Source organism: Fulvimonas soli (assembly GCF_003148905.1).
Lineage (GTDB): Bacteria > Pseudomonadota > Gammaproteobacteria > Xanthomonadales > Rhodanobacteraceae > Fulvimonas > Fulvimonas soli.
Window position 1 is genome coordinate 128,559 of record NZ_QGHC01000003.1, and the last position, 22,271, is coordinate 150,829.

General features: G+C 72.8%; 19 protein-coding genes and 1 pseudogene. 13 read left to right on the forward strand and 7 right to left on the reverse strand.

The genetic code is table 11. The annotated features are described in order from the left end of the window. Positions 1–4: 4 nt before the first annotated feature. Together C7456_RS04555 and C7456_RS04560 are read left to right on the forward strand one after the other, a co-directional pair. Positions 5–541, forward strand: coding sequence for a chemotaxis protein CheB (locus tag C7456_RS04555; protein ID WP_109722784.1), 537 nt, complete (start codon positions 5–7; stop codon positions 539–541). Then, complete coding sequence (locus C7456_RS04560) at positions 517–1,698, forward strand: hybrid sensor histidine kinase/response regulator (RefSeq protein ID WP_109722584.1); 1,182 nt, start codon at positions 517–519, stop codon at positions 1,696–1,698. The genes C7456_RS04555 and C7456_RS04560 overlap by 25 nt, the downstream gene beginning before the upstream one ends. A gap of 1 nt (position 1,699) precedes the next feature. Here C7456_RS04560 and dapE read toward each other — a convergent pair whose 3' ends face one another. Beyond that, positions 1,700–2,836, reverse strand: coding sequence for a succinyl-diaminopimelate desuccinylase (gene dapE, locus C7456_RS04565; protein WP_109722785.1), 1,137 nt, complete (start codon positions 2,834–2,836; stop codon positions 1,700–1,702). 154 nt (positions 2,837–2,990) lie between these two features. Here dapE and C7456_RS04570 point away from each other — a divergent pair, with 154 nt between their 5' ends. Further along, complete coding sequence (locus C7456_RS04570) at positions 2,991–3,926, forward strand: bifunctional helix-turn-helix transcriptional regulator/GNAT family N-acetyltransferase (protein WP_109722585.1); 936 nt, start codon at positions 2,991–2,993, stop codon at positions 3,924–3,926. A gap of 238 nt (positions 3,927–4,164) precedes the next feature. On the opposite strand, the gene C7456_RS04575 is transcribed toward C7456_RS04570, so the two are convergent. From C7456_RS04575 to dapD, 4 genes are all read right to left on the reverse strand, one after another. Then, complete coding sequence (locus C7456_RS04575; RefSeq protein WP_109722586.1) at positions 4,165–5,232, reverse strand: VIT1/CCC1 transporter family protein; 1,068 nt, start codon at positions 5,230–5,232, stop codon at positions 4,165–4,167. Then, a complete protein-coding gene (locus tag C7456_RS04580) occupies positions 5,229–5,720 on the reverse strand; it encodes a DUF2165 family protein (RefSeq protein WP_245889767.1) in 492 nt (163 codons plus the stop codon). Before C7456_RS04580 ends, C7456_RS04575 begins: the two co-directional genes overlap by 4 nt. Before the next feature lie 17 nt (positions 5,721–5,737). After that, positions 5,738–6,109 carry a Spx/MgsR family RNA polymerase-binding regulatory protein gene (locus tag C7456_RS04585; RefSeq protein ID WP_109722588.1) on the reverse strand — a complete coding sequence of 124 codons (372 nt, stop codon included), beginning with the start codon at positions 6,107–6,109 and terminating at the stop codon, positions 5,738–5,740. 157 nt (positions 6,110–6,266) lie between these two features. Next, positions 6,267–7,094, reverse strand: a complete 828-nt coding sequence (gene dapD / locus C7456_RS04590) for a 2,3,4,5-tetrahydropyridine-2,6-dicarboxylate N-succinyltransferase (protein ID WP_109722589.1) — start codon at positions 7,092–7,094, stop codon at positions 6,267–6,269. Between the two features lie 304 nt (positions 7,095–7,398). Between dapD and C7456_RS04595 the strand changes: the two genes are divergently transcribed. Beyond that, entirely contained in the window at positions 7,399–8,475 is a 1,077-nt protein-coding gene (locus C7456_RS04595; RefSeq protein ID WP_245889768.1) for an HD-GYP domain-containing protein, read from the forward strand. A 300-nt stretch (positions 8,476–8,775) separates the two neighbouring features. Here C7456_RS04595 and glnD read toward each other — a convergent pair whose 3' ends face one another. Next, a complete protein-coding gene (gene glnD / locus C7456_RS04600) occupies positions 8,776–11,367 on the reverse strand; it encodes a [protein-PII] uridylyltransferase (protein WP_245889781.1) in 2,592 nt (863 codons plus the stop codon). Between the two features lie 248 nt (positions 11,368–11,615). Here glnD and C7456_RS04605 point away from each other — a divergent pair, with 248 nt between their 5' ends. Continuing rightward, positions 11,616–14,105: a S9 family peptidase gene (locus tag C7456_RS04605; RefSeq protein ID WP_109722592.1), complete on the forward strand. Its 2,490-nt coding sequence runs from the start codon at positions 11,616–11,618 to the stop codon at positions 14,103–14,105. A 293-nt stretch (positions 14,106–14,398) separates the two neighbouring features. Here C7456_RS04605 and map read toward each other — a convergent pair whose 3' ends face one another. Then, a complete protein-coding gene (gene map, locus C7456_RS04610; protein ID WP_109722593.1) occupies positions 14,399–15,166 on the reverse strand; it encodes a type I methionyl aminopeptidase in 768 nt (255 codons plus the stop codon). Between the two features lie 319 nt (positions 15,167–15,485). On the opposite strand from map, the gene rpsB reads away from it, so the two are divergent. The 8 genes and pseudogenes from rpsB to C7456_RS04655 all read left to right on the forward strand — a co-directional run bounded on the left by rpsB (position 15,486) and on the right by C7456_RS04655 (position 22,256). Continuing rightward, positions 15,486–16,355 carry a 30S ribosomal protein S2 gene (rpsB, locus tag C7456_RS04615; RefSeq protein WP_109722594.1) on the forward strand — a complete coding sequence of 290 codons (870 nt, stop codon included), beginning with the start codon at positions 15,486–15,488 and terminating at the stop codon, positions 16,353–16,355. Positions 16,356–16,418: 63 nt separating this feature from the next. Continuing rightward, the gene (gene tsf / locus C7456_RS04620; RefSeq protein WP_109722595.1) at positions 16,419–17,300 is read left to right on the forward strand and encodes a translation elongation factor Ts; all 882 of its coding nucleotides are present in this window, start codon (positions 16,419–16,421) and stop codon (positions 17,298–17,300) included. A gap of 185 nt (positions 17,301–17,485) precedes the next feature. Then, positions 17,486–17,782 (forward strand): annotated as a pseudogene (locus C7456_RS17470) (IS3 family transposase); the annotation flags it as partial. Between the two features lie 182 nt (positions 17,783–17,964). Beyond that, entirely contained in the window at positions 17,965–18,687 is a 723-nt protein-coding gene (pyrH, locus tag C7456_RS04635; RefSeq protein ID WP_109722596.1) for a UMP kinase, read from the forward strand. 66 nt (positions 18,688–18,753) lie between these two features. Then, positions 18,754–19,311 carry a ribosome recycling factor gene (frr, locus tag C7456_RS04640; RefSeq protein WP_109722597.1) on the forward strand — a complete coding sequence of 186 codons (558 nt, stop codon included), beginning with the start codon at positions 18,754–18,756 and terminating at the stop codon, positions 19,309–19,311. Between the two features lie 188 nt (positions 19,312–19,499). Next, positions 19,500–20,237, forward strand: coding sequence for a polyprenyl diphosphate synthase (gene uppS / locus C7456_RS04645; RefSeq protein ID WP_109722598.1), 738 nt, complete (start codon positions 19,500–19,502; stop codon positions 20,235–20,237). Between the two features lie 13 nt (positions 20,238–20,250). Next, a complete protein-coding gene (locus C7456_RS04650) occupies positions 20,251–21,069 on the forward strand; it encodes a phosphatidate cytidylyltransferase (protein ID WP_109722599.1) in 819 nt (272 codons plus the stop codon). Further along, entirely contained in the window at positions 21,066–22,256 is a 1,191-nt protein-coding gene (locus C7456_RS04655) for a 1-deoxy-D-xylulose-5-phosphate reductoisomerase (RefSeq protein WP_109722600.1), read from the forward strand. The genes C7456_RS04650 and C7456_RS04655 overlap by 4 nt, the downstream gene beginning before the upstream one ends. Positions 22,257–22,271: the final 15 nt, after the last annotated feature.

The window sequence follows — 22,271 nt, forward strand, 5'->3', positions numbered from 1 at the left end:
GGTGATGGGCGCCTCGGCCGGCGGGGTGCACGCCCTGCAGGCGGTGCTTTCCAGCCTCTCCGCCGATTTCGCGCCGCCGGTACTCGTGGTGCTGCACCTGCCGAGCGGACGGCCGAGCCGGCTGCCCGAACTGTTCGCCCCGCACTGCGCGCGGCCGGTGTGCGAGGCGTACGACAAGCAGCCGCTGGAGCCCGGCACGGTGGTCTTCGCGCCGCCCGACTACCACCTGCTTGTCGAGGACCGCGGCCATCTGGCATTGTCCGTGGACGAGCCGGTACTGTATTCGCGTCCGGCGGTCGACTTCCTGTTCGATTCGGCAGCGGCCGCCTTCACGCACCGCCTGCTGGCCATCCTGCTCACCGGGGCGAGCGCGGACGGCAGCGAGGGGATCGCCGCCGTGCGGCGGGCGGGTGGCGTGGCCTGGGTCCAGGATCCGTCCGATGCGGCCTCCGAACTCATGCCATCTTCCGCGCTCGCGCTGGCGGGCGCCGACGAAGTACTGACCCTGAACAAGATATGCGAGCGACTGGCGGCTTATTGACGGAGACCCTTTCTGTCGATGCGAGTACCCAGGAGGGGGAGGCGAAAGGGGAGCAAGGACGGGAACGAGTCCACCTGCTGATCGTGGACGACGTGCCACAGAACCTGGTGGCGATGGAGGCCCTGCTGCGCCGGGACGGGGTCGACGTGCTCAAGGCCGGCTCCGGCGCCCAGGCGCTCGAACTGCTGCTCGAACACGACGTGGCGCTGGCGCTGCTCGACGTGCAGATGCCCGAGATGGACGGCTTCATGCTGGCCGAGCTGATGCGCGGCTCGCAGCGCACGCGGCACGTGCCGATCATCTTCCTGACCGCCTCGCCCAGCGATCCGCTACGTTCCTTCAAGGGCTACGACAGCGGCGCGGTCGACTTCCTGCACAAGCCGATCGACCCGCGGGTGATCCAGAGCAAGGTCAACGTCTTCATCGAGCTGCGCCAGCAGCGCCAGCTGCTGCGCGCGCGCAACGAGAAGCTGGAGCAGGCGCTCAAGCTCAACGAAACCATGATCGCCGTGCTCACCCACGACCTGCGCACGCCGCTGACGGTGATCACCCTGTGCACGGACAAGCTGCGCACGGAAATGGACGATCCCGGCCTGCTGTCCACCACCCTGCTGCTGGATGCCAGCGCGCACCGGATGTCGCGGATGGTGCAGCAGCTGCTGGACTTCTCGAAGATCCGCTCCGACGTGCTGCGCATGGACCTGCGCGAGGGCGACCTGGCCAGCATCGCCGCGCTGGTCGTCTCCGAGGTGCGCCAGGGCCATCCGGACCGGCAGATCGACTGCATCGGCAAGGGCGTCCTGCGCGGCGTCTTCGACCCGGACCGCCTGGCGCAGGTGCTGTCGAACCTGATCGGCAACGCCGTGATCCACGGCGAGCCGGGGCCCGTCACCGTGGAGCTGGACGGCTGCCAGCCCGACTGGCTGCGGATGACGGTGAGCAACCGCGGGCGGATCCCCGACAAGCTGCTGCCGCGCATCTTCGAGCCCTTCAAGGGCGCCGAGAAGCCGGGCAGCGGCCTGGGGCTGGGCCTCTACATCGTCGACCAGTTCATCCGCGCGCACGGCGGCGAGGTCACCGCCGGCAACACCGCCACGGGGGCGCGCTTCGAGGCCGTGCTGCCCCGCCGCTGCGCCGCCGGGGAAGCGGCGGTCTAGCCTAAGAACCCAGCAGGCGCTCGCACACCGCCCGGTACAGCCCCGGCAGCCGCTCCAGATCGTCCACCGCCACGCACTCGTCCACCTTGTGGATGGTGGCGTTGACCGGCCCCAGCTCCACCACCTCGGCGCCGAGCGGGGCGATGAAGCGGCCGTCCGAGGTGCCGCCGCCGGTGCTCTGCTCCGGCTCGGCGCCGCACAGTTCGCGGCACGCCGCGACCACCGTCTCGCGCAGGCGGCCGCCGGGCGGGGTGAGGAAGGGCTCGCCGGAGAGGTTCCACTCCAGTGCGTACTCGAGGCCGTGCCTGGCCAGGATCGCCTCGGTGCGCGCGCGCAGCCCGTCGGCGGTGCTGGCGGTGCAGTAGCGGAAGTTGATCAGCGCGGTCAGCTCGCCGGGGATCACGTTGGTCGCGCCGGTGCCGGCGTTGAGGTTGGAGACCTGGAACGAGGTCGGCGGGAAGTCGGCGTTGCCCCGGTCCCAGCGCTCGGCGGCCAGCTCCGCCAGCGCGGGCGCGAAGGCGTGGATGGGGTTCCTCGCCTTCTCCGGATAGGCCACGTGGCCCTGCACGCCGTGCACGACCAGCGTGCCCGACAGCGAGCCGCGCCGGCCCACGCGGATCAGGTCGCCCAGCTTCTCCCTCGACGACGGCTCGCCCACCACGCACCAGTCGATGCGCTCGCCGGTGGCGCGGAAGTGCTCGGCCACGCGGCGCACGCCGTCGAGGTTGGCCGGGCCTTCCTCGTCGCTGGTCAGCAGCAGGCCGACGCGGCCGGGATGGCCGGGATGCGCCGCCACGAAGGTTTCCAGCGCGACGACCATCGCCGCCACCGAGCCCTTCATGTCGGCGGCGCCGCGGCCGTAAAGACGGCCGTCGCGGATCGCGGGCTCGAACGGCGGGCTCCGCCAGGCCGCTTCCGGCCCGCTCGGCACCACGTCGGTGTGGCCGAGGAAGGCCAGCGTCGGGCCGCCCGCGCCGTGCGTGGCCCAGAGGTTGTCCACCTCGCCGTAGCGCAGCCGCTCGATGCGGAAGCCGGCCCGCTCCAGCAGCGCGGCGAGCAGTGCCTGGCAGCCGGCGTCCTCGGGCGTCACCGAGCGGCGGCGGATCAGCTCGACGGCCAGTTGCAGCACCGGCGACATGGCGGCGGCCGGCGACGGGTTCGATGCGGTTTCGGCGTTCATCCGGCGAGCATACCCCGCGTCCGCGCCGGCGTGCCAAGGGCGCGGCCGATTACTTGACCGAGTCAAGCAATCGGCCTAGCGTGGAACGCCCGCCCGCCAGGAGGATGCCCCGATGAGCCAGGCCGTGCCGGCGAGCCACGCCGAGGCGCTGCGCCGCTTCAACCGCTTCTACACGCGGCGCATCGGCGTGCTCGACGAGGGGCTGCTGGACAGCCCCTACACCCTGACCCAGGCGCGCGTGCTGTACGAGCTGGCCCAGCGCGGCCAGGCCGCGGCCAGCGAGATCGGCCAGGCGCTGGGGCTGGACGCCGGCTACCTGAGCCGCATCCTGCGCGGCTTCGCGGCGCAGGGCCTGCTGGCGCGCAAGCCCGCGCCGGACGACCGCCGCCGCACGATGCTGAGCCTCACCGCCGCCGGCCGGCGCGCCTTCGCGCGACTCGACCGGCGCTCCCGGGCGCAGGCCACCGCGCTGCTGGCCGGGCTGGCGCCCGCCGCGCGCCGCCGCCTGCTCGGCAGCCTGCGCAGCGTCCAGCGCCTGCTCGCCCCGGACGAGGCCCCGGCGGGCCGCGTCGTGATCCGCACCCACCGCCCCGGCGACCTGGGCTGGGCGATCCAGCGCCACGGCGAGCTGTATGCCGAGGAATACGGCTGGAACGCCGAGTTCGAGGCGCTGGTCGCCACCCTGTTCGCGCGCTTCGCCAGCGCGCACGATCCCGCCGCCGAGCGCTGCTGGATCGCCGAGCTCGACGGCGAGCGCGCCGGCTGCGTGTTCGTGGCGCGCGGCGAGGACGACCCGGCGGTGGCGCAGCTGCGCTGCCTGCTGGTCGACCCCGCCGCGCGCGGGCACGGCATCGGCCGGCGGCTGGTCGAGCAGTGCATCGCCTTCGCGCGCGCGGCGGGCTACCCGAGGATCCGGCTGTGGACCAACGACGTGCTGGTCGCCGCCCGCCGCATCTACCAGGCCGCCGGCTTCGGGCTGGTGCGCGAGTACCCCCACCACAGCTTCGGCGCGGACCTGGTGGGCCAGGTCTGGGAGCGGCCGCTCTGAGAGCCTGTTCACGATCCACCGTTGGTCCGGCTATTCCCTCTCCGTCATTCCTGCGGAAGCAGGACAAAAGCGAGCAAAGCGAGCGTTGAACAGCCGAAGGCTGGCCCCACAGGGGCGAGCGCAGCGAGTCACCCAGTGGCTTTCCCTCGAAAAGCCAACGCCGCTGGATCTTAAGCTTTCGCCGGGATGACGCTTCCAGGGGGATACTTGGAGATCGTGAACAGGCTCTGAGAGCCGGTCAGCCGGCGATGGCCACGCCGAGCAGGTGGCCGACCAGGTAGGTGATGAGGCTGGCGGCCAGGGTGATGCCGAGCTGGCGCGCGATGGAGAACGCCAGGCCGCGGCCGGTGAACAGCGAGGTGCCCAGCGCGATCAGCACCAGGCCCAACGCGGTGGAGGCCGCGCTGGCGAGCAGCGCCGTCCGGCCGCCGAGCAGGAAGTACGGCGCCACCGGGAACAGCGCGCCGAAGGCGAACAGGCAGAACGAGGAGGCCGAGGCCTTCCACGCCGAGCCGCCGAGGTCCTCCGGGTCCACGCCCAGGTCCTCGCGCACCATGGTGTCCAGCGCGGCGCGCGGCGTCTCCAGCAGGTGCCGCGCCAGCGCGTCGGCGGCGGCCGGCTCCAGCCCCTTCTCGCGGTAGCTGCGTGCCAGGTACTGCTGGCCGTCCTCCGGCGCCACCGCGAGGCGCTCGGCGCGCTCGGTGATCTGCGCCTGGTAGAACTCGCGCGAGCTGTTCACCGACAGCCACTCGCCCAGCGCCATCGAGCAGGCGCCGGCGACCAGCCCGGCCAGGCCGGCCAGCAGCACCGCGTGGTCGCCGGTGGCGGCGCCGGCCATGCCCATCACCAGGCTGGCGTTGGAGACCAGGCCGTCGTTGGCGCCGAGCACCGCGGCGCGCAGGGTGTTGCCGCTCTGCGCGGCGTGGCGGCCACGCGGCACCGGCAGCGGTACCGCCTCGCCGGCGAAGTGGTTGCGCTGCCCCTCGCGGTCCACCGGGGTGGCGAGGTGGTCGGCGTGCTCCAGCCGCACCACCGTGGGCATCACGAAGCCGGTGCCGAAGCGCGCCGCGAGCCAGCCCAGCGCGCGCACGCGCAGGCGCGCGCGCGGCGGCGGCACCGGCTCGCCCGCCTCGCGCAGGCGCTCCTCCCAGAAGCGCGCGTTGGCCTGCTCGATGTCGGCGATGCGCCGGTAGGCCGTGGCCTGCCGCGGGTTCTCCGCCAGCTCCGCCAGCCGCGCGTAGAGCGCGGCGTTGTCGCGCTCGATGCGCAGGTTCTCGCGGAAGCGCCGGGTGCGGTGGCTGTTCATGGTTCCGCGTCCTCCTCGCGCTGCCCCAGGTAGAGCAGCGCGGCCAGCAGCACCACCACGAAGCGGGACGCGCTCTCCAGCCCGTTCCATGGCGTGGACATCCACATGCCGAACCATTCGCCGCCGATCGCCATGAAGCCGCCCAGCCACAGCAGCACGCCCGTGGTGAGGCCGAGCACCGCGAGGCCCTTGGCACGGTGGAAGGCGGCGGCGGGCAGCCGGCGCGCGCGCCACAGCCGCCAGGCGCCCAGCGCGCACAGCGCCGCGGCCAGCGTCTCGGCGGCGACGATCAGCGCGTAGGCGGCGCGCTGCAGCAGCGGCGAGTGGATCGCGCGGTAGCGGATGCCGGCGTCGGGGAAGATCGTGTCCATCGCCAGCACGTGCCGCACGAACGGCCAGTTGCTGCCGTAGTCGGTGAGGTTGCCGAAGGCCGCCAGCGCCAGCCACAGCGCGATCGCCGCGACCAGCAGGATCTTCGACAGGCGCACCGCCACCGCCGCGGCCCTCAGCGCCCGAACAGCTTCTTGAAGCCGTTGTCGCTGAAGCCCACGCTGACGCTGCCGTCCTCCTTGAGCACCACCGGGCGGCGGATCAGCGCGGGGTATTCCTTCAGCAGCAGCGTCCACTCCGGGTCGGAGCCGGGGTTCTTGCGCTGCGGCAGCAGGTTGCGCCAGGTGGTGGAGGACTTGTTGACCAGCTTCTCCCAGCCGCCGAGCTGCCGCGCCCAGGCCTTGAGCGTGGCGGCCGGCACCGGATCGGCGCGGTAGTCGACGAAGGTGTACGGCACCTCGAAGCGGTCGAGCCAGTGGCGCGCCTTGCGGCAGGTGTCGCAGGTGGGCAGGCCGTAGAGGGTCACGGGGGTGGCGGTGGTGATCATGGGGTTGGCCCGGGCGTTGCGGGAAGCGGGAGACGAGGAGCGGGAAGTGAGTTAGTGAGTAGTGAGTTGAATGAGGTGAGGTGAGGTGAGGCGAGGTGAGGCCGACGGCGCACGCAGGTGTCCGCGCCCTCGCCACTCGTCCCTCGCCCCTATCCCATCACTCCGCACTCCTCAGCAACTCGTTGATGCCGGTCTTGGCGCGGGTCTTCTCGTCCACCCGCTTCACGATGACGGCGGCGTACAGGCTGTGCGAGCCGTCCTTCGCCGGCAGGCTGCCGGCCACCACCACGCTGCCGGCCGGCACGCGGCCGTAGCTCACCTCGCCGGTGGCGCGGTCGTAGATGCGCGTGGACTGGCCGAGGAACACGCCCATGCCGATCACGCTGCCCTTCTCCACCACCACGCCCTCGACCACTTCCGAGCGCGCGCCGATGAAGCAGCCGTCCTCGACGATGGTGGGGTTGGCCTGCAGGGGCTCCAGCACGCCGCCGATGCCCACGCCGCCGGACAGGTGCACGTTCGCGCCGATCTGCGCGCAGGAGCCGACCGTGGCCCAGGTGTCCACCATGGTGCCCGGCCCCACGTGGGCGCCGATGTTGACGTAGCTCGGCATCAGCACGGCGTCCTTCGCGACGTGCGCGCCGCGGCGCACCAGCGCGCCGGGCACCACGCGCGCGCCGAGCTGCTCCAGCGCCAGGTCGTCGCCGTGGGCGAAGCGCAGCGGCACCTTGTCGTAGGCCAGCGCCGGGCCACCGTCCACCACGCGGTTGCCACTGATGCGGAAGTACAGCAGCACCGCCTTCTTGATCCACTGGTTCACCGTCCAGCCGCCCTGCCCGTCCGGCTCGGCGACGCGGCGCTCGCCGCTCTCCAGCAGGTCGAGCACCTGTTCCACCGCGGGGCGCAGGTGGGTCTCGATCTCGCTCTGGGTCAGTGCGTTGCGCCGCTCGAAGGCATCGTCGATCAGGCTCTGGAGGGTCTGCATGGCTCGCTCGGAAAATCGGGGCGGCGGCGACGGGCCGCCGCGGGGAAACGGCTGCCAAGAGTACACGCTGCGGTGCGCCATGCCCCAGCCCCGGGCACGGCCGGCGCTCAAGTTTCCGTCGGGCCGGCCGTTTCCTCCGTATCGGGTCCGTCCCCGCGCAGGATGGGCACGCCGCGCGGGAGACGCGGCGGCCGCGGCGCGCCCGGCCGGCGGCCGGCCCGGGAAGCGGCGCGCGCAAGGCGCGCCGCCGTGCGGCCGGGGAGGCGGAGTGACGAGGCGGCAGATCCATCCATCCGAACTGGTCGTGGGGCAACCGCTGCCCTGCGACGCCTACGACGCCAAGGGCAAGCTGCTGCTGCGCGAGGGCCACGTGCTGACCAGCGAGGCGCAGATCGAGCGGCTGGCGCGCCACGCGCTGTTCGCCGACCACCGCGCCGAGCCGCCGCCGGAGGAACCGGCCGAGCTGCGCCCGCTGGCGCTGGTCCTCTCCGCAAGGCAGCGCCTGCAGCGGCGGCTGGCCGACGCCGCCGCGCCCGGCTTCGCGGCCGAGATCCTGCGCATCGGCGCCCTGCTGCGCCTGGCCTGCCGCCGCAACGCCGATGTGGCGCTGGCTTCGATCCTGCTGCGCCGGGACGGCCCCTACGCGATCCGCCACGCGGTGAACGTGGCGATCGCCTGCGAGCTGGTCGGCCAGGCGCTGCCGCTGCCGGCGGACCAGCAGGCGGCCACCGTCGCCGCGGCCCTGACCATGAACATCGGCATGCTCGACCTGCAGCAGGCGCTGCTCGCCGTCGAGGGACCGCTGGACAACGCCCAGCACGCGGCCGTGCGCGCCCACTGCGAGACCGGCGTGGTGATGCTGCGCGAGCGCGGCGTGGACGACCCGGTCTGGCTGGAGGCGGTGCGCGACCACCACGAGCGCCCCGACGGCAGCGGCTATCCCGCCGGCCGGCACGGCGCGGCGATCGGCGTGCCGGCGCGGCTGCTGGCGCTGGGCGACGTGTACTGCGCGCGCGTCTCGGCGCGCGGCTACCGTCCGCCGCTGCAGCCCAACGTCGCGCTGCGCTGGCTGTTCCTCAACGAGGGCGCGATGCTGGACCGGGAGCTGGCCGCGCTGTTCATCAAGACCGTGGGCATCTACCCGCCGGGCACCGCCGTGCGCCTGCGCAACGGCTCCATCGCGGTGGTGCTCGAGCGCGGCGCCACCAGCCACGCGCCGAAGGTCGCCTCGATCACCACCCACGACGGCCTGCGTACCGGCGCGCCGATCCGCCGCCGCAACGACGTGGAGGCGCACGCGGTGAGCGAGGTGGTGGACCTGGACGCGCTGCGGCTGGAGGTGGGCATGGAGGCGCTGTGGGGAGCGGATGCGGCGGGGTAGCGGGGCGCTTTGCCCGTCATTCCGGCGCGGGCCGGACGAGCGCGCAGCGCGAAGAACGCCCGCAGGGGCGAACGCAGCGAGTCATCCAGTGGGATGAACCGTGCGAAGCGCTCGAAAATCGGTTCTGCGTGCTTCGCACGACGCACTTCACTGGATTCCGGCCTGCGCCGGAACGACGGCGAGGGGAAGCAGGCTCACCGATCAATCTGCCTGGCCCGCACCATCGGCGCATATCGGCATTCAAGCCGCCAGGCACCGCCAAGGCGCGCTGGCCGGCTTTGACCCCGCCCTACCAACCGCTCACCCCCTGCCCTGCCCGATGCGCAGCAGCAGCGCCCGGCGCAGCCGCTCCTGCCGCGCGGCGTCCAGCGGCGCGTCGTGGCGGTCGCTGAGCAGGAAGAAGTCCTCCACCCGTTCGCCGAAGGTGGCGATGCGCGCGTCGTGCACGCGCACCCCGGCGTCCACCAGCGCCTGCGCCACCGCGGCGAGCAGGCCCGGGTGGTCGGCGCACACCAGCGCGAGCTGGGTGCGGGAGCCGGCGGGGTGGAAGCCGATCTGTGGCGTCATCTGGAAGTGCCGCAGCTGGCGCGACAGGCTGCGCCGGGTCGGGTGCACCGGCCCCGGCTGCGCCAGCGCGCGCGCCAGGCGCTGCTGCAGTTCCTCCGCGCGCGCCGGCGTGGCCGGCTGCTGGCCGTCGGCCTCCAGCAGCAGGAAGGTATCCAGCGCCATGCCGTTGGCGGCGCCGAGCACGCGCGCCTCCAGCACCGAGAAGCGCAGCCGGTCGAGCATCGCGGTGATGTTGGCGAACAGGCCGTCGCGGTCGGGCGTGTAGACGAACAGCTCGGTGGCGCCGCGCACCGAGAACGGGTGCACCGCCACCAGCGGCGTGGCGCCGCCCGCGCGCAGGATCGCCGCGGTCTGCCAGGCGATCTGCTCGGGGCGGTGGCGCAGGAAGCTGGCGTCGGGGAAGTCCGCCCACAGCCGCCGGGCGGCGGCTTCCGCGAAGCCCTCGGCCGCGAGCATCGGCAGGGCGAGCCGCTGGCATTCCCGCACGCGCGCCGCGGCGTCGCGCGCCGGCTCCACGTCGCTGCGCAGCGCATAGCGGGTGGCGCTGTAGAGGTCGGCCAGCAGGCGGTCCTTCCAGCCGTTCCACAGCTTCGGGCTGGTGCCGATGATGTCGGCGATGGTGAGCAGGTAGAGCTGGCCCAGCCGCTCGCGGTTCTGCACCGCCCCGGCGAAGCGCTCGACCACCTCCGGGTCGGTGATGTCCTGGCGCTGCGCGGTGGTGCTCATCAAGAGGTGCCAGCGCACCAGCCAGGCCACGCGCTCGGCGTCGTTCTCCGGCAGGCCCAGCCGCATGCAGAACGCGCGCGCCTCCTCTTCGCCCAGCACCGAGTGGTCGCCGCCGCGGCCCTTGGCGATGTCGTGGAACAGCGCGGCCAGCAGCAGCACCTCCGGCGTGGGCAGCGTGGGCCAGATGTCGCAGGCCAGCGGGAACGCCTCGCGCGCCTCGGCGTCGGCGAAGCGCGCCACGTTGCGCAGCACGCGCATGGTGTGCTCGTCCACCGTGTAGACGTGGAACAGGTCGTACTGCATGCGCCCGAACACGCGGCCGAAGGCGGGAATCACCGCCGCCAGCAGGCCGTGCCGGTTCATCCGCCACAGCGCGTCCACCGCCGGCGCGCCGCGCCGCAGCAGGCGCAGGAAGGCCGCCAGCACCGCGGGGTCCCCGGCCAGCGCGCCGTCGTGCAGCGCGGTGGCCTGGTGGATGCGGCGCATGGTGTCGGCGGTGAAGCCGACGATGCCGGGCTCGTCCAGCCGCGCGATGAACGCCTCCACCAGCGCGGCCGGGCGGCGCACGAACAGGTCCGGGTCGCGCGCGGCCAGGCGCGCGCCGAAGCGCAGGAAGTCCGCGCCCACCGGCTGCGCCGCGGCGGGCGGTTCGAGCATCTCCTCGAAGCGCTCCACCATCTGCACGCCCAGCCGCTCGACCTGGCTGGCGGCGCGGTAGTAGCCCTGCATGAACTGCTCGACGCCGAGGTTCTTCTCGTGCTCGTCCTCGAAGCCCAGCCGCGCGGCCAGCCCGCGCTGGTAGTCGAACAGCAGCCGCTCCTCCGGCCGCCGCGCCTCCAGGTGCAGCGCGAAGCGGTAGCGGTGCAGCGTGGCCTCGGCGCGCGCCAGCGTGTCGCGCTCGGCCGGGTCGAGCAGGCCCTCGGCGACCATCGCGTCGAAGTCGGGGGCGTGCGCCAGGCGCCGGCCCAGCCAGCGCAGCGAGTCGAGCGTGCGCAGGCCGCCGGGGCCGTCCTTGAGGTTGGGCTCCAGGTTGTAGGCGCTGTCGTTGAAGCGCGCGTGGCGCGCGTCGCGCTCGGCCAGCCGCGCGGCCAGGTAGGCGGCCGGCGGCCACAGCGCCGGGTCCTCGACGGTGGCGCGCAGGCGCGCGTCCAGCGCCGGATCGCCGGCCAGCCGGCGCGCGTCGAGCAGGCTGGTGAACACGCTGGCCTCGGCCGCCGCCAGCGCGCGGCACTGCGCCGGCTCGCGCACCGCGTGGCCGACCTTGAGGCCCACGTCCCACAGCGTGGTGAAGTACTGCTCCAGCGCGCGCAGGCGCGCCGCGTCGGCGCGCTCGGCCAGCACCAGCAGGTCCACGTCCGAGTACGGGAACAGCAGGCCGCGGCCGAAACCGCCTACCGCGAACAGCGCCGCGCCCTCCACCTCGCCCAGGCAGGCGGTCCAGGCATGCACCACGATGCGCTGCACCGCCTCGGCGCGGCGACGCGCCAGCGCGGTGGCGTCGGCGCCGTCGCGGAAGGCGGTGGCCAGGTCGCGGTCCACGTCGCCCAGCAGCTGGCGCAGCGCGTGGCGCGCCTCGGTGGACACGCCCGAGCGCGGCACCGCCACGGGCAGCCGGGGAAGCGGCGGAAGGCGGGAAGCGGCGGTCACGGGTTCGGCGCGGCCTGGCGGATGCGGATGAAGGGCGGCATGGCGCATTGTGGCCCAGCCGGCCGCCGCGTTGCATGGACGCGCGCCGCCCACCCCTGACGAGTGGCCCGGTCCGCCGCGGACCGCGGATGCTAGAGTCGGCCGGCGCATGCCCGGCGGGGCCGCCGCATGCCTGTCGCCACCACGCAAGGGGAAACACGATGCACCTTCGTCGGACCGCCTGGCCCGCGGCGCTCGTCGCGGCCACCTTCCTGCTGGGGAGCGCGCCCGCGTTCGCCGGCTACGCCGTGCCACCGGAGAACCTGCTGAAGGTGCTGAAGGCGCCGCCGCCGCCGGTTCCCAGCGTGGACCCGACCGGCCGGCGCCTGCTGCTCGTCACCAGCCAGACCTACCCGTCGATCGCGCGCGTGGCGCAGCCCTACCTGAAGCTGGCCGGCGTGCGGCTGGAGCCGCGCAACCGCAGCCGCCACGACACCCCGGGCGGCTACGGCATCCCCGCCTGCGCGAGCGACTTCACCCTGGTGGACGTCGCCAGCGGCAAGGAGACCAGGGTGCCGCTGCCGGCCGGCGCCTGCCCCGGCATGGCGCTGTGGTCGCCCGACGGCCGGCGCTTCGCGTTCCAGAACGTCGCCGACGAGTCGGTGGAGCTGTGGATCGGCGACGCCGCCACCGGCCAGGCGCACAAGGTGCCGGGCGTGCGCCTGAACCCGATCTTCGGCAGCACCGTGCAGTGGCTGGGCGGCAGCGGCGCGCTGCTGGTCAAGCTGGTGCCCGCGCGCCAGGGGCCGCCGCCGTCCGACGACGGCGTACCGGCCGGCCCGGACGCGCAGGAATCGCTCGGCGGCAAGGGCGAGAGCAGTACCTACGAGGCGCGCGACACGCTGTCCAGCGCGCTCGACGAGGCGCGCTTCGCCTACTACGGCGCCTCGCAGCTGGCGGTGGTCGACGCCGGCTCCGGCGCGGTGCGCGCGGTCGGCGCGCCCGCGCTGTACGACGAGATCGACGCCGCACCGGACGGCGTGCACGTGCTCACCGCGGCGATCAGGCCGCCGTTCTCGCACGCGGTGACCTACCAGCGCTTCGCCCACGACGTGGCCGTGCTGGACGTGGCGAGCAACGCCGCCACGCCGATCGCCTCGCTGCCGCTGGCCGACCGCGTGCCGGTGCACGGCGTGCCGGAAGGCCCGCGCGAGTTCGACTGGCGCGCCACCGACCCGGCCACGCTGGTATGGGCCGAGGCGCTGGACCGCGGCGACTGGAACGTCGAGGTGCCGGCGCGCGACCGCGTGCTGATGCTCAAGGCGCCGTTCGCCGGCAAGCCGGCGGAGATCGCGCGCACGAAGCAGCGCTTCGTCGGCTTCGACTGGACCGTGCAGCCGGACGTGGCCTTCCTCAACGAGGACGACGAGAACCGCCACTGGCGCCACACCGGCATCGTCGACGTGGACCATCCGCAGCGGCCGGCCAGGGTGCTGTGGGACCTGTCCAGCGACGAGCTGTACGGCGACCCGGGCCTGTTCGTCTACCGCCGCCTGCCCAACGGCGCGACGGTGGTGCGCCAGGACGGCGACGCCGTGTACCTGCGCGGCCAGGGCGCCTCGCCGCGGGGCGACCGCCCGTTCCTCGACAAGCTCGACCTCAAGAGCCTCAGGACCGAGCGCCTGTTCCGCAGCAGCGCCGACGCCTACGACCAGTTCCTCGGCTTCACCGCCGAGCCCGGCCGCTTCCTCACCTGGCACCAGTCGGTGATCGACCCGCCCAACGCCTTCGTGCGCGCGCTCGGCGGGCGCGACGCGGCGGCCGCCCAGGGCGAGGCGCAGTACGCCTCGACCGCGAGCCAGCTCACCCGCGTCGCCGATCCCACGCCGGAAGTGCGGCAGATCAGGAAGCGGCTGGTCACCTACAAGCGCGCCGACGGCGTGGAGCTGTCCTTCACCCTGTACACCCCGCCGGGCTACAAGGAGGGCACGCGCCTGCCGGCGATCCTGTACGCCTACCCCGAGGACTACGCCAGCAGCGCGCAGGCCGGCCAGGTGTCCGGCTCGCAGCAGACCTTCACCCGCCTGCCCTACTACCGGCTGCTGCTGCTGGCCGGCTACGCGATCATCGACAACGCCTCGTTCCCGATCGTGGGCGACCCCAAGACCGCCTACGACACCTACCTGGAGCAGCTGGAGGCCGACGCCAGGGCCGCGGTGGACAAGGCGGTGGCGCTGGGCGTGGTCGACCGCGACCGCATCGGCGTCACCGGCCACAGCCACGGCGCGCTGATGACCGCCAACCTGATCGCGCACACCGACCTGTTCCGCGCCGGCGTGGCCACCAGCGGCTCGTACAACAAGACGCTCACCCCGTTCGGCTTCCAGAACGAGCGCCGCTCGGTGTGGCAGGCGCGCGAGGTGTACCTGAAGGCCTCGCCGTTCTTCTACGCCGACCGGATCAAGCTGCCGCTGCTGCTGGTGCACGGCGAGGACGACGCCAACCCCGGCACCGAGCCGATCCAGTCGCGCAAGCTGTTCCAGGCCATCCGCGGCAACGGCGGCACCACCCGGCTGGTGATGCTGCCGCACGAGCCGCACTGGTACACCGCGCTGGAGTCGAACGAGCAGGTGGTGGCCGAGATGCTGGCCTGGTTCGACCGCTACGTGAAGAACGCGCCGCCGCGCCGGCCGGAGCAGGCGGCGCACTGAAACCGCCGGCGGGCGCGGCGGCCTCCGGCATCGCGGCCGGCGGGCGCTCCCACAGGGCCGTGCCGGCCCTGTGGGAGCGCCCGCCGGCCGCGATCAACCCGACGCGGGACCGCCCCGGCCTCGATGCCATGCCCGTCGAGGCCATGCCCCGGCGCCGGATGGCCGGCGCGGCCTGGCCTGGCCGGAGAAGCCGCGAGGCGATGGAGGAACGGCCAGCGCCGCCTCACGCCCGCCCGCGCTTCGCCCCGCCGGCCTTGCTGGCGCTCTTCCCCGGAAGATTTCGAACCGCCCTCTCAGGCCGCGTCCGGCCAGGGCGTGAGGATCTCGAAGCCGTCGTCGGTGACCGCGATGGTGTGCTCCCACTGCGCCGACAGCGAGTGGTCCTTGGTCACCACCGTCCAGCCGTCGGGCAGCTGCCTGGTCTGCGGCTTGCCGGCGTTGATCATCGGCTCGACGGTGAAGGTCATGCCCTTCTGCAGCACCACGCCGGCGCCCGGCTTGCCGTAGTGCAGCACCTGCGGCTCGTCGTGGTAGACCTTGCCGATGCCGTGGCCGCAGTACTCGCGCACCACCGAGAAGCCCGCCGCCTCGGCGTGCTTCTGGATCGCGTGGCCGACGTCGCCCAGCGTGGCGCCCGGCCGCACCGCGCCGATGCCCTTCATCATCGCCTCGTAGGCGGTGTCCACCAGCCGCTTGGCCAGCACCGACGGGGTGCCGACGAAGTACATGCGGCTGGTGTCGCCGTGCCAGCCGTCCTTGATGACGGTGACGTCGAGGTTGACGATGTCGCCGTCCTTGAGCACCTTGCCGGGGCTGGGGATGCCGTGGCAGACCACGTGGTTGACCGAGGTGCACAGCGTCTTGGGAAAGCCGTTGTAGCCCACGTTGGCGGGGATCGCCTTCTGCACGTGGACGATGTGCTCGTAGGCCAGGCGGTCCAGCTCCTCGGTGGTGACGCCGGGCCTGACGTGCTCCTTGAGCATCGCCAGCACCTCGGCCGCCAGCTGGCCGGCGACGCGCATGCCCTCGAGGTCTTGGGGGGTTTTCAGGGTAATGGCCATGATCTCGCCCAGATGGCGGCGCCGGCGGCCGATTTCCAGCCGGCTTGCCGCCTCGCCGGCGTGCCGGCTACAATTGCATGGTTTTGCAGGTCGCCACGGGCCGTTCCGGCCGCTCCGCGCCCCGCAAATCGAAGCGGGATTGTAACCGCAGGGCGGTACAAACCCAACCAACGCCACACACGCATCGGCACCGCCTTCGGGGTGCCGCGACGGGCCTTCCCCTCGAAACGAGGCGGGGCGCGGAGCGGTCGAAGCCGGGGATGCGTGGAGGTCCCAACCCCCCGGGCCGCCGAAAAAGGCCCACTGCAGGAGTACCACCATGGCTCAAGTCACCATGCGCCAGATGCTCGAGGCTGGCGTGCATTTCGGCCACCAGACCCGCTACTGGAACCCGAAGATGGCCCCGTACATCTTCGGCGCGCGCGGCAAGATCCACATCATCAACCTCGAAAAGACCCTGCCGCTGTTCACCGACGCGATGAACTTCCTGTCGGCGATCGCCTCGAGGCGCGGCACCGTGCTGTTCGTCGGCACCAAGCGCTCCGCCCGCGAGGCGCTGGCCGAGGAGGCCGCCCGCTGCGGCATGCCCTACGTCACCGCGCGCTGGCTCGGCGGCATGCTCACCAACTTCCGCACCGTCAAGCAGTCCGTGTCCAAGCTCAAGGAGCTGGAGGCGGCCGAGACCGACGGCTCGTTCGACAAGCTGGTCAAGCACGAGGTGCTGGCCCTGCGCCGCGAGCGCGCCAAGCTGGAGAACTCGCTGGGCGGCATCAAGGACATGAACCGCCTGCCCGACGCGCTGTTCGTGATCGACATCGGCCACGAGGACATCGCCGTGCAGGAGGCCAAGAAGCTCGGCATCCCGGTGGTCGCGGTGGTCGACACCAACTACAACCCGGAGCTGGTGGACTACGCCATCCCGGGCAACGACGACGCGATCCGCGCGATCCAGCTGTACGCCCGCGCCGCCGCCGACGCCATCCTGGAAGGCAAGGCCGCCGCGCCGGCCGCCGCCCAGGGCGACGCCAACGAGTTCGTCGAGCTGGACGAGGAAGGCAACCCGGTCGCCAAGGACGAGGAGCGCAAGCCCGCCCCGCGCCGCGGCGCCCCGGCCAAGAAGGGCGCCCCGCGCCGCGACGGCGGCCGCGGCGGCCGCGCCCGCGCCGAGTCGGCCGACGCCGCCGAGTAAGCCATTCCGCGCCGCGGCGGCCGCCCCGCCGCCGCGGCGGACCCAAGCATTCGAGGTATCGAGATGAGCAATATTTCCGCCCAGCTGGTGAAGGAACTGCGCGAGCGGTCCGGCGCCGGCATGATGGAGTGCAAGAAGGCGCTGGTCGAGAACAACGGCGACATCGAGGCCGCGATGGAGTGGCTGCGCAAGTCGGGCCTGGCCAAGGCCGACAAGAAGGCCGGCCGCGTCGCCGCCGAGGGCCGCATCGTGGCCGCCCAGGCCGCCGGCAAGGCGGTGCTGGTGGAGGTCAACTGCGAGACCGACTTCGTCACCAAGAACCCCGACTTCGTGAAGTTCAGCGACGCCGTCGCCGACGTCGCGCTGAAGTCCGGCGCCGCCGACGTCAACGCGCTGAAGGCCGCCGCCTACCCGGCCGGCGGCACCGTCGAGGAAGCCGCCAAGGCGCTGGTCGCCACCATCGGCGAGAACATCCAGGTGCGCCGCCTGGCGCGCGTGGAGAACGACGGCGTGATCGGCAGCTACGTCCACGGCGGCCGCATCGGCGTGCTGGTCGCCCTCAAGGGCGGCAGCGAGGAGCTGGCCAAGGGCGTGGCGATGCACGTGGCGGCGATGAGCCCGCAGTACGTGAAGGCCGAGGACGTGCCGGCCGAGTTCCTCGCCAAGGAGAAGGAGATCGCCCTGGCCGCGATGTCGGACAAGGAGAAGAACAAGCCCGCCGACATCCTGGAGAAGATCGTCTCCGGCAAGGTCAACAAGATCGTCTCCGAGGTCACCCTGGTCGGCCAGCCCTACGTGCTGGACACCAACGTCACCGTGGGCGACGCGCTGAAGAAGGAAGGCGCGGACGTGGCCGCGGTGGTGCGCCTGGCCGTCGGCGAAGGCATCGAGAAGGTGGAGGAGGACTTCGCCGCCGAGGTGATGAAGCAGGCGGGCCTGGCGTAAGGCTGGCCCCGACGGGGAGACCGGCCATCCACGGCCGGCCTCCTCGCAAGGGCGCGCTGTCGGTTCGGGATCGCGCGAAAGCAACAAGAAAAAGGCCGCGGGAAACCGCGGCCTTTTTCTTGCCTCTGACCCGTGACCCGTCCTGAAATGAGTTGACACCTTTTCACCCAAGAAAAGGCGCCCTCATGAATTCGAGGATCAAACGCACTCAGCGCGACTACACGCTGGACTTTAAGCTGTCGGTGGTCGAGCAGGTAGAAAAAGGCGAGCTGACCTACAAGCAAGCTCAGGAGCGCTACGGGGTCCAGGGCCGATCGACTGTGCTGGTGTGGCTCCGCAAGCACGGTCGGCAAGACTGGCGAGATGACGCATCATCAACACCCATGCCTACCAAGCCCAGACCGCTGACCCCGGAACAACAGATCAAAGCGCTGCAAGTCCAACTGCATGAAGCCAACGAGAAGGCCCGCCTGTTCGAGGCGGCGCACGTACCAGGCGATCGCCTCGTCGTAGTCGCGCACCATCAGGGCGACGGCGCCGATCGCATGCCGCATGGTCTTCTCCGCAGGCCGAGGGAACCTTGCAGCATACCGCCGCGGCGCCTGACGAAGCACGGCCGCTCGGCTACAATGCGCCGGTTTGCACGCCACAATCCGGAGACCTCATGAGCGACCAGCCCAAGTACCGCCGCATCCTGCTCAAGCTCTCCGGCGAAGCCCTGATGGGCGACGGCGACTACGGCATCGACCCGAAGGTGATCGGCCGCCTGGCCGACGAGATCATCGAGGTGCAGAAGGCCGGCGTGCAGGTCGGCGTGGTGATCGGCGGCGGCAACATCTTCCGCGGCGCGGGCCTGGCCGCCGCCGGCATGGACCGCGTCACCGGCGACCACATGGGCATGCTGGCCACCGTGATGAACGCGCTGGCGATGCAGGACGCGATCGAGAAGCGCGGCGGCTACGCGCGCGTGATGAGCGCGATCCCGATCCACGACGTGGCCGAGGACTACATCCGCCGCCGCGCCATCCGCCACATCGAGAAGGGCCGCATCGTGCTGTTCGCGGCCGGCATCGGCAACCCGTTCTTCACCACCGACTCGGCCGCCGCGCTGCGCGCGGTGGAGATCGGCGCGGACCTGCTGCTGAAGGCCACCAAGGTGGACGGCGTGTACACCGCCGACCCGGCCAAGCACGCCGACGCCAGGCGTTTCGAGCACCTGACCTACGACGAGGTGATCGAGCGCAAGCTGGCGGTGATGGACACCGCCGCGATCGCGCTGTGCCGCGACGACCGCATGCCGATGCGCATCTACGACATGACCGTGCCCGGCAACCTCATGCGCATCATGCGCGGCGAGCCGGTCGGCACCCTGGTCGACGCCGGCTGACCGCGCGGCCCGGCCGGGCCGCGCTGCTATACTCGCCCGCTTGCCAGATCCACCGGGAAACGCCCCATGATCAACGACATCAAGAACGATGCCCAGACGCGCATGGGCAAGAGCATCGACGCGCTCAAGCACGAACTGACCCGCCTGCGCACCGGCCGCGCCAGCACCGCGCTGGTGGAAGGCATCCGGGTGCCCTACTACGGGGCGGAGATGCCGCTGAACCAGGTCGCCTCGGTGTCGCTGGGCGACTCCCGCTCGATCCTGATCACGCCGTTCGAGAAGAACATGGTCGGCCCGATCGAGAAGGCCATCCTCGCCTCGGACATCGGCATCACCCCGAACACCGCCGGCACCACCATCCGCCTGAACATGCCGCCGCTCACCGAGGAGCGCCGCCGCGAGCTGGCCAAGCACGTCGCCCACGAGGGCGAGAACGCCAAGATCGCCATCCGCAACGTGCGCCGCGACGCCATGCAGAAGGTGAAGGACCTGCTCAAGGACAAGCAGATCACCGAGGACGAGGAGCGCCGCGCCGACGACGAGATCCAGAAGCTCACCGACCGCTTCGTCAAGGACGTCGACGCCGTGGTGAAGGCCAAGGAAGAGGAGCTGATGGCCCTGTAGGGACGGGCGCCATCGAGCCTCGCCATGCACCTCCCGGCGCCGCCCGCCCGCGCGATCCCGCGCGGCCCTTCCGCCGCCCTTCCCCGCCGGGGCGGGGAGGCCTGCGCGCGCGCCGGGCGGGGAGCGCCGCGGCGGCGACGGCCCGCCCGCCCGTGCGCCGCGCCCTCGCCGCGGCGGGGAGCCGCGCCGTGAGCGGGCACGCCGGCGCGCGGGTCCCCCGCCACATCGCCATCGTGATGGACGGCAACGGCCGCTGGGCGAAGGCGCGGCACCGCCCGCGCAGCTTCGGCCACAACGCCGGCCGCAAGGCGGTGCGCGAGGTGGTCGAGGGCTGCCTGCGCGAGGGCGTCGAGGCGCTCACCCTGTTCGCCTTCTCCAGCGAGAACTGGCAGCGCCCCGAGGACGAGGTCGGCGCGCTGATGGAGCTGTTCGTCCGCGCGCTGGACAAGGAGGTCGACGAGCTGCACGCGCAGGGCGTGCGCCTGCGCTTCATCGGCCACCTCGACGCCTTCGCCGCGCCGCTGCGCGAGCGCATGCAGGCGGCGATGGCGCGCACCGCGGACGCGCACCGGCTGCAGCTCAACGTCGCGGTGAGCTACGGCGGGCGCTGGGACATCGCGCAGGCCGCGCGCCGGGCCGCGCAGGCCGTCGCGGACGGCGCGCTGCGGCCGGAGCAGGTCGACGAGGCCACGCTGGGCCGCTACCTGTGCCTGGCCGACCAGCCGCCGCTGGACCTGTTCATCCGCACCGGCGGCGAGTGCCGCATCAGCAACTTCCTGCTCTGGCAGGCCGCCTACGCCGAGCTGTACTTCACCGACACCCTGTGGCCCGACTTCGACCAGGCCTGCCTGCGTCGCGCCATCGAGGACTATGCCCGCCGCGAGCGCCGCTTCGGCCGCACCGGCGAGCAGGTCAAGCAGGCCTGACCGAAGGATACCCATGCTGCGACAGCGCATCCTCACCGCCCTGCTGCTGGCGCCGCTGGCGATCCTGCTGATCCTCGCCGCGCCGACCTGGCTGTTCGCGCCGGCGGTCGCGCTGGTGTTCCTGGGCGCCGCCTGGGAATGGAGCCAGCTGTCGGGCGTGCGCGGCGACGCCGCGCGCGGCGCGCTGCTGGCGTTCACCGCCGCGGTGTTCGCGCTGCTGTGGTGCTGGCGCGCCACGGCGCTGTGGCCGGCGCTGATCGCGCTGGGCGTGGCCTGGTGGGGGCTGACCTGCCTGTGGCTGCGCCACTTCGCCTTCGGCGCCGCGCCGACCGCCGAGAATCGCGGCCTCAAGCTGCTGGCGGGCCTGCTGGTGATCGTGCCGGGCTGGGTCGCCGCGACCGCCCTGCACGGCGCCCAGCCGCACGGCCACTGGTGGACCTTCCTGGCGCTGGCCATCGTCTGGGCGGCGGACACCGGCGCCTACTTCAGCGGGCGCCGCTTCGGCCGCCGCAAGCTCGCCCCGAACATCAGCCCGGGCAAGACCTGGGCCGGCGTGTACGGCGCCTTCGCCGCCGGCGCGCTGGTGGCGCTGGCCGGCGGCTGGCTGCTGGGCGTGCGCGACGCGCGCCTGGCCGGCCTGGTGCTGCTGGCCGTGCTCACCGTGGCGGCGTCGATCGTGGGCGACCTGCTGGAGAGCCTGATGAAACGGCACGCCCAGGTGAAGGATTCCGGCACGCTGTTCCCCGGCCACGGCGGCCTGCTGGACCGGCTGGACAGCGTGTTCGCGGCGATGCCGGTGTTCGCCCTCGGCAAGCTGCTGCTCGGCCTATGAACGCTTCCGCGCCACGCCGGGTCGCCGTGCTGGGCGCCACCGGCTCGATCGGCGGCAGCACGCTCGACGTGATCGCGCGCCACCCGGCGCGCTTCCGCGCCAGCGTGCTGGTCGCGCACCGCAACGTGGAGGCGCTGGCCGCGCTGTGCGCGGCGCACCGGCCGGAGCTGGCGGTGATCGCCGACCCGGCGCTGGAGGGCGAGCTGGCCCGCCGCCTCGCCGCCGCCGGCGTGCGCTGCGAGGTCGCCGCCGGCATGGAGGCGATCGCCGCCGCGGCCGCCGGCCCGCTGTGCGACACCGTGGTGGCGGCCATCGTCGGCGCCGCCGGGCTGGATTCCACCCTGGCCGCCGCCCGTGCGGGCAAGCGCCTGCTGCTGGCCAACAAGGAATCCATCGTGATGGCCGGCCCGCTGCTGCTGCAGGCGCTGCGCGAGGGCGGCGGCGAGCTGATCCCGGTGGACTCCGAGCACAACGCGATCTTCCAGTGCCTGCCGGGCGGCCGCCCCGCGCTGGCCGAGGCCGGCGTGCGCCGGCTGATCCTCACCGCCTCCGGCGGCCCGTTCCGCGGCCGCACGCGGGCGGAGCTGGCCACGGTCGGCCCGGACGAGGCCTGCCGGCACCCGAAGTGGTCGATGGGCCGCAAGATCTCGGTCGACTCGGCCACGCTGATGAACAAGGGGCTGGAGGTGATCGAGGCGCACCACCTGTTCGGCGCCCCGCCCGCGCGGATCGAGGTGCTGGTGCACCCGCAGAGCCTGGTGCACTCGCTGGTCGAGTACGCCGACGGCTCGGTGCTGGCGCAGCTGGGCAACCCGGACATGCGCACCGCGCTCGCCCACGCGCTGGCCTGGCCGGAGCGCGTCGAGGCCGGGGTGGCGCCGCTGGACCTGGCGGCCGGCCCGCCGCTGGCCTTCGAGCGGCCGGACCTGGACACCTTCCGCTGCCTGGCGCTGGCCTTCCAGGCGCTGCACGCCGGCGGCGACGCGCCGGCGATCCTGAACGCCGCCAACGAGGTGGCGGTGGAGGCCTTCCTGGCCGGCGCGATTCCGTTCCTGGCCATCGCCGACGTGGTGGAGAGCGTGCTCGCGGAACTGCCGGCGCAGGCCGTGGTCGATGTCCAGACGCTGGTCGCGCGCGACCGGGCCGCCCGCGCGGCCGCCCGCCGCGTGCTCCACGGCGCTTGCTGATAAGCTCTGGATTCC